Source organism: uncultured Paenibacillus sp., assembly GCF_963515335.1.
GTDB lineage: Bacteria > Bacillota > Bacilli > Paenibacillales > Paenibacillaceae > Paenibacillus_I.
Genome location: NZ_CAUPYC010000053.1, coordinates 22472 through 28882, shown reverse-complemented (window position 1 = coordinate 28882; position 6411 = coordinate 22472). Strand labels below are relative to the sequence as shown.

The 6411-nt window shown below is 63.9% G+C and carries 6 protein-coding genes; 4 read left to right on the top strand and 2 right to left on the bottom strand.

What is annotated here, in order from left to right; translation table 11 throughout:
• Together RWM61_RS15290 and pxpB are read right to left on the bottom strand one after the other, a co-directional pair.
• The coding region (locus RWM61_RS15290) for a biotin-dependent carboxyltransferase family protein (protein ID WP_399538760.1) at positions 1–601 on the bottom strand (601 nt) is incomplete at its 3' end.
• Between the two features lie 201 nt (positions 602–802).
• Positions 803–1621, bottom strand: coding sequence for a 5-oxoprolinase subunit PxpB (gene pxpB, locus RWM61_RS15285; RefSeq protein ID WP_314002308.1), 819 nt, complete (start codon positions 1619–1621; stop codon positions 803–805).
• Between the two features lie 355 nt (positions 1622–1976).
• Here pxpB and RWM61_RS15280 point away from each other — a divergent pair, with 355 nt between their 5' ends.
• From RWM61_RS15280 to RWM61_RS15265, 4 genes are all read left to right on the top strand, one after another.
• Positions 1977–2852, top strand: a complete 876-nt coding sequence (locus RWM61_RS15280; RefSeq protein WP_314002306.1) for an ATP-binding cassette domain-containing protein — start codon at positions 1977–1979, stop codon at positions 2850–2852.
• A gap of 453 nt (positions 2853–3305) precedes the next feature.
• Positions 3306–5012, top strand: coding sequence for a hypothetical protein (locus tag RWM61_RS15275; protein WP_314002303.1), 1707 nt, complete (start codon positions 3306–3308; stop codon positions 5010–5012).
• Positions 5005–5604, top strand: coding sequence for an RNA polymerase sigma factor (locus RWM61_RS15270; protein WP_314002301.1), 600 nt, complete (start codon positions 5005–5007; stop codon positions 5602–5604). Before RWM61_RS15275 ends, RWM61_RS15270 begins: the two co-directional genes overlap by 8 nt.
• Positions 5585–6403, top strand: coding sequence for a hypothetical protein (locus RWM61_RS15265; RefSeq protein WP_314002299.1), 819 nt, complete (start codon positions 5585–5587; stop codon positions 6401–6403). The genes RWM61_RS15270 and RWM61_RS15265 overlap by 20 nt, the downstream gene beginning before the upstream one ends.
• Positions 6404–6411 lie beyond the last annotated feature (8 nt).

The window sequence follows — 6411 nt, the reverse complement described above, 5'->3', positions numbered from 1 at the left end:
CCTCTGCGGCGCGCTGCGCCAGCGCCGCGGCCCACGCCGCCGCCCAGGCTGCGGCGTCGCGGGCTTGCCTGGACCCGTCACCATGCGGCGCTGCCGCGCGAGCATGGGAGTCACGCCCTTCCGCTCCCTCGGCTTCGCCGATGAGGAGCGTGTCGCCGGCGGCCAGCGGCCGGGCAAAGCCGCCGCCGAAGCCTGCGCGCACGTCTGCGCTGCGGCTGCCAAGCACCGGCGCGACCACAAAACCGCCGGCTGCCGCAACGTACGCCCGGCAGCCGGCCCGTGTCCGGCCGAGCGACAATGTCGTGCCGGCCGCCATCCAGACGGGGCGCCACATCGGCACTTCCGCCCCGTCGGCTTCCGGCGCCATGTAGGCGCCCGTCACGGCGACCAGCAGGTCGCGTTCGACCCGAAGCGTAGCGCCGGTAAGCGTCAGCTCGAGGCACGCGCTGTCCGCGGCGTTGCCGACGAGCAGGTTCGCGACGCGCAGCGCGTATGTATCCATCGCGCCGCCGGCCGCGACGCCGGAGGCACGCCAGCCGGATCGGCCCATATCCTGAACGGTCGTGAACAGACCGGGCTTCAATACCGTCACTGCGCTCATCGGTCATCCCCTCCCTTGGCGCCGCCGAACGCCAGCCAACCATTCCGATCAATATCCCGCACGGTCGTGAACGGACCGGGCTTCAATACCGTCACTGCATCCATCCGCTCGCACCCTCCCTTGGCGCCAACGCCACCAGCCGGATCGGCCCATATCCTTAACGGTCGTGAAGAAGGCCGTGCTTCACTATCGTTGCGGCGTTCATCCGCCGAATCCTCTTTGGGCGCCGGCTGAAGAACCGCTTTTCCTGTCCGGGGGCGATCCGCCGCCGGTTATCGGAACAAAGCGGATCCGATCCCCTGCACGGAGCAGCGAGGGGTGCCGATTCATCGGATCGAACAACCGCAGCGGCGTTCGTCCGATAATTTGCCAGCCGCCTGGAGAATCGAACGGATAAACGCCGGTTTGACCGCCTGCAATCCCTACGGAGCCGGCCGGCACCCGGGAACGCGGCGCACCGCGGCGCGGCTGAGCCAACGAATCGTCAAGCCCGCTCAAATACGGAAAACCGGGCATGAAACCGATCATCGCCACGGTATATTCACCCGCCGAATGCGCGTAAATGAAGGCTTCCGGCGACAAGCCGGCGCGCGCCGCGCATTCCGCAAGATCCGGGCCGTCCGCTCCGCCGTATCGAACCGGGATATCGACGACCGGTCGATCGACAAGCAGCGCATTTTCCCCAATTGCCACACGCCCGATCAGCCCGCCGACTGCTTCCGCCGCGACGCTGTACGGCACCGTGTCATCAAACTTGTCCGTGTATGACAACTGCGGCTCTACGCCGTCGCCTGTCCGCTCCCGGAATCCGCGCAGCCCTCCGCTTCGCAACCATCTCGACAACGCCACCGGGTCATAACAGACCGTCAGCGTATCATAGGCGGGCACGAGATCGGTAACCCACGGCAGCCGTCCCGCCGCAACCGCCTCATTTGCCTCATAAGGCGTCGGCCCGCCGGCCCCAAGCAGCACCGTCAACGCGCGGTCGCCCAGCGGCTCTATCCGATGACCATTGCACATTCCGTTTCCCCTTCTCTACTCGTCCTGATTCATTCCTCCCGCACGCTCCAACACGCAAAACGCGGCTTACTGCCGCTTCTTCCGCTCATCCGCAAGCTCCAACACGCAACATGCGTCTTACCGCCAAGTACGGCCGGAGCGCTCCCGGCCTCAGGTCTGTTATACTATTTACTGATGTATCGGCTGTACCGGCGCTCCGGCGATACGATTCTTCTCTCAGTTTCCACGAACGGGCGCCGATTGTCCAGCCATCATCCACGGATACCGCCAAAAAATGGCGCCGTCCGCCTGGCAAGCAGCGCAAACTTTTCGACACCGCCGCTCGTCTTGGAAATACGGAAGGAGTGCGACGACCATGATATCCGCCTGTCAGCTAGGCAAACGATACCGCACCGGCTGGGCGCTCCGCCCCGTCGACCTCTCGTTCGGTCCGGGCATGCACGGCCTGCTCGGGCCGAACGGAGCGGGCAAAACAACGCTCATCCGCCTGCTCGCCGGCCTCCTCCGGCCGTCCACCGGGCGCGCCGAGCTGCTCGGCGTCAACGTGCTGCAAGGCGGCGCGGCGAGAAAAAAAATCGGCTACGTGCCGCAGACGATCCACCCGTACCCGACGCTAACCGCACGGGAATGGCTGGCGCACGCGGCCCGCCTGAAAGGCATTGCCGGCAGCGCGGCCGTAAGCGGCGCCGTCGAGCAGACGCTCGAAGACGTCGGCCTGACGGCCGTCGCCGACCGCCGGGCCCGCGCCTTCTCCAGCGGCATGATCCGCCGGCTCGGCATCGGGCAGGCGATCATCGGCTCGCCGGACATCATCATCGCGGACGAGCCCGGCGCCGGCCTCGATCCGGAGGAGCGCGTCAAGCTTCGCAACCTGCTGGCCGGGCTGTCGATGACGCGGACGGTGCTGCTGTCCACCCATATTTTAAGCGACATTCAATCCAACTGCATCAGCGTGGCCGTATTGAAATCCGGCAACCTGGCGTATCACGGTCCGATGGAACGTCTCGCCCGCTTCGGCGAAGGCCGCGTCTGGACGTGGGAAGCCGCGCCGGACGAGCCGCGCCGGACCGCCGGCGCCCTGCTGCTGTCCGCCCGCACGACGGGCGACGGCATCCTGTGCCGGGCATTGGCGGAAGAGCCGCCGCATCCCTATGCGATGCCGGCCGCCCCGGCGCCCGAGGAAGGCTACATCGCGCTGCTGACCGGCGGCACGGAGGTGAACATGCGATGAGGCCGAACGCCGTCCGCGCCTTCTCGCTGCAAACGGCGCTTGAATGGAAGCTGCTCGCCCGCATGCGCTGGCCGTTGCTGCTTCCGTTGGCCGCGTTCGCATACGTGGCATTCAGTCTTGCAGCCTTGCCGGAAGGAGGTTCGCAAGATCTCTATCTGCAGCTGCTGAAGCTTTTAAGCTTCTTTCATACGCTGTCGCTCGGATTGCCCGTGCTGCTGGGCGTTTTGCTTGCGAGAAGGGACATCCTGCACCCGGCCTACGAATGGCTGCAGGCGATGCCGGTTTCCAACCCGGTTTTTCTGCTGTCCAAAACGGCGGCGGGAATGCTGTACTCCGGTCTGATACCGGTCGCGACAGCGGCCGCCTTTATCGCCGTAAGCCTTCGCCAAGGGCTTTCGCTTATGGACGCGATTGCGGCATTGTCCCGGACAGGCTTGCCGGCGGAGACGCTCGGTGTTCATCCAGGTGTTCATGGTCGAGCGTTACGGCTGGTATCCGCTCAAAGCGTTTTACCTCAATCCGATGCTGAACACGGATCTGCTTCGCAACGAAGGCTGGGCGGGTGCGCTGAACGGCGAGGAAGCGGCGAAGCTGGCCCCGTTCGTCCTGTCGTTCGCCGTCTTCCTGCTCGCCTGGTGCAACGCCGCGCTCGGCCGGCAACGGCCGGAGGGCAGCGGCAAACGGGCCGTCATCGCCGTATTCGCGGCTCTCCTGTTGGCAGGCGCCGCCTATATTCCTTACGTCCGGATGTGGACAAGCCGGTTTGATCGCATCGAAGCGATAGCAAGCATTTCGCCCGATCAATCCCGGTGGATGGTTCCGAACGAGCGGTACGCCTTTCGGGTAAACGCGGTCCGGCTCGATGTAACGAAAAGGGACGACCAAACCCTGGACATCGAGGCGGCGATCGCTTTCCCGGTCAAGCAGGGCAAGCCGCTTTCCGTCATGGACGACGGCTACGCGCCTGCGCGCGAGCCCGGAATGCTTACCTTCTTGCTTCATCCCTCATTGCGGGTCACGGGCTTCGAGATCAATGGGAAAAGCGCCCCGTACAGCCGAAACGGCGATCGGCTATCCGTCCCCCTCGGTGTGTTGGCGGACTCGGAGGGCGAACAAACCGCGCGCTTCCGTTACGAAGGCAAGCTGAACATCCCGGCCGCAAGGGAAACGTACTCGTCTTTTGTCCGTAAGGGCGGCGCCTATCTGCCGGCCCATATCGGCTGGTATCCGCTGCCGGGAGGCGACAGCCTGTTTTTCCGCAGCGGCCGGGAAGTGCTGGAACGGAGGGACGCCGCGGTCGGACTGACGGCCGATTTCGATGTGCGCGTCCGCGGCTTCGGCGATATGCCGCTTTTCGCCACGATTGCCGAGGCGCCGGATGACGGCAGCAGCGGCGTTCGTCACTTCAAGCAGCGGAACGCCGCCGCCTTCACCCTGTTCGGCGGCCGCTTCATTGAGGCGGGCATTCCGGACGAGTCCGTATCTGTCGTGACGACCGCCGGCGCCCGGAAGGAAAGCGAAGCTTTTTTATACGAACTGCGCGCCCGGAAACAATATTATGAGAGCTGGCTGGGGCAACCGCTCGACCGGCTGCGCCAGCTCTATTATTTTCCGGACGAGCCGATCAACACCAATCGATCCTACGCGCCCGAGCGGCTGATGGGCGACGCGATGCTGTACGCCCAGGCGACGTACGCCAATTTGGACGCCAACCGGCTGAAGACGACGCTTCAGGTGCTGCTGTTCGGCGATCCGGACGACACTTCGTTTGCCGAGCATACGGAAGGCCCACGCTCCATCGTGCAGGAGATCAGGGAAGCCATCCTCGGTCTGTACGATCTGGAAAATGCCGGTGCGGCCGGGCAATGGCGGTACAGCCGCCTGACGCACGCGACAACGCCGGAAGTCGGCCAAATGCAGGAAAAAATAAACAACATGATCATCGAAGCCTTCGAGAGCGGCCGAACGGAACAGGCAAAACAAACACTGGCCTTTTTCTACCGCCAAGGGCTGCGCATCGAGCAGAAGCCGTACCGCGAAATGTACATGGCTGACGAGTCTCAGCTCTACAGCTACCCGGTCATCTCATACGAAGATTGGCTGGAAGTCTGGAATCGATACGGCCCGAAGGCCGGAGAGGAGGCGCAAGGCAATGACTGACGACGAATTGCTGCAAGGGATGGCGCGCGGCGACCAGGCGAGCTTCGAAGCGTTCGTCCACCGTTATCACGGTCCCTTGTCGGGATACTTGCAGCGCAAGCTTCGCGACCCGGTCAAAGCGGAGGATTTCGTGCAGGAAACGTTCCTCCGACTGATCCGGCAGCTGAACGAGCGGAAAATACCGGACAACGCGCAGGCATGGCTCTACCGCGTCGCCCTCAATCTATGCCGCGACCATTGGAAAAGCGGGCAATATCAGGCCGACAGCCGGCGTATTGCCGAACCGCCCGACCGGGCGGATGAGCGGCCCTCGGTCGTCGAGCTGGCCGAGCGGCAGGAGACCAGGAGGGAAATACTGGAATCGATGGACGAATTGCCCGAGGTGCAGAGGGATATCATCAAGCTGCGGTTTTATCAGGATCTGAAGCTGCAGGATATCGCAAGCGTGCTCGATCTGCCTCTCGGCTCCGTCAAAACGCATTTGTATAAAGGATTGTCGCGGCTGAAAACCAGGCTGCTCAGCCCAAAGCCGTCCGACCGGACGGCGGATCGCCCGAAAGGAGGAACCCGCCATGAACATGCCAACCGATGACGATCGCAAACGACTGGAGGACGAGCTGCGCGAGCCGCTGTCCGGCTGGCTCGTGAAGCCGGTCGCCTCTGCGGATACCGCTGCTCTTATCCGCAAGCTGCAGCCCGCGTTCGATGAGCTTCGCGCAAGGGGAGATGAGGCCCCCGAACAAGCGGGAGACGTCGGGAGCGGTTTGCAACATCGGCCGTCGCTGCCGCGAATGATGCTCGCCCAGCTTGCCTCCTATCCCAAAGGCTACTGGGTGGCCAGCGCCGCCGTCTTCGTCATGCTGGCGCTTATTTTGTCGAGCTATTCTCCGCCCTATGACGGACTCGCGGACCTGTTTACCCTGTTTACGCCGGCCGTGCTGCTCGCAGGGCTGCTGTACAGTTTTCGCGCCTGGAACAAAGGGATGCGGACGATCGAGAGCGTGACTCCGTACCCGCCCGCGCTCCTGCTGCTATGCCGGTTCCTGATCGTGATCGGCCTGAATGTGCTGCTGGGCGTGTCGGCCACCGTCTATCTTTCCGTATCCATGGAGAGCTTTCCGTTTCTGCCTTTTCTCATCCGATGGTTTTCGCTGATGCTGCTGACCGGCGGCATGATGGCTTTCGTCATGCTGCACAAAGGCATCAAGGCCGGAATGACGGCAGCGCTGCTCGTATGGCTTGTGTGGCAAGGCTCCGGCATGGCGCTCGCGGACGGTCCGCCGACGGACGAAAGGCTGACGATTGCCGGCCATACGGCGGCGCTGGCGCTCGGCATCGCGCTGCTGACGCTGGCCTACCGCCGCAGTCTCGGCATCCGCCTGCTGAAATAGAAGGAGGA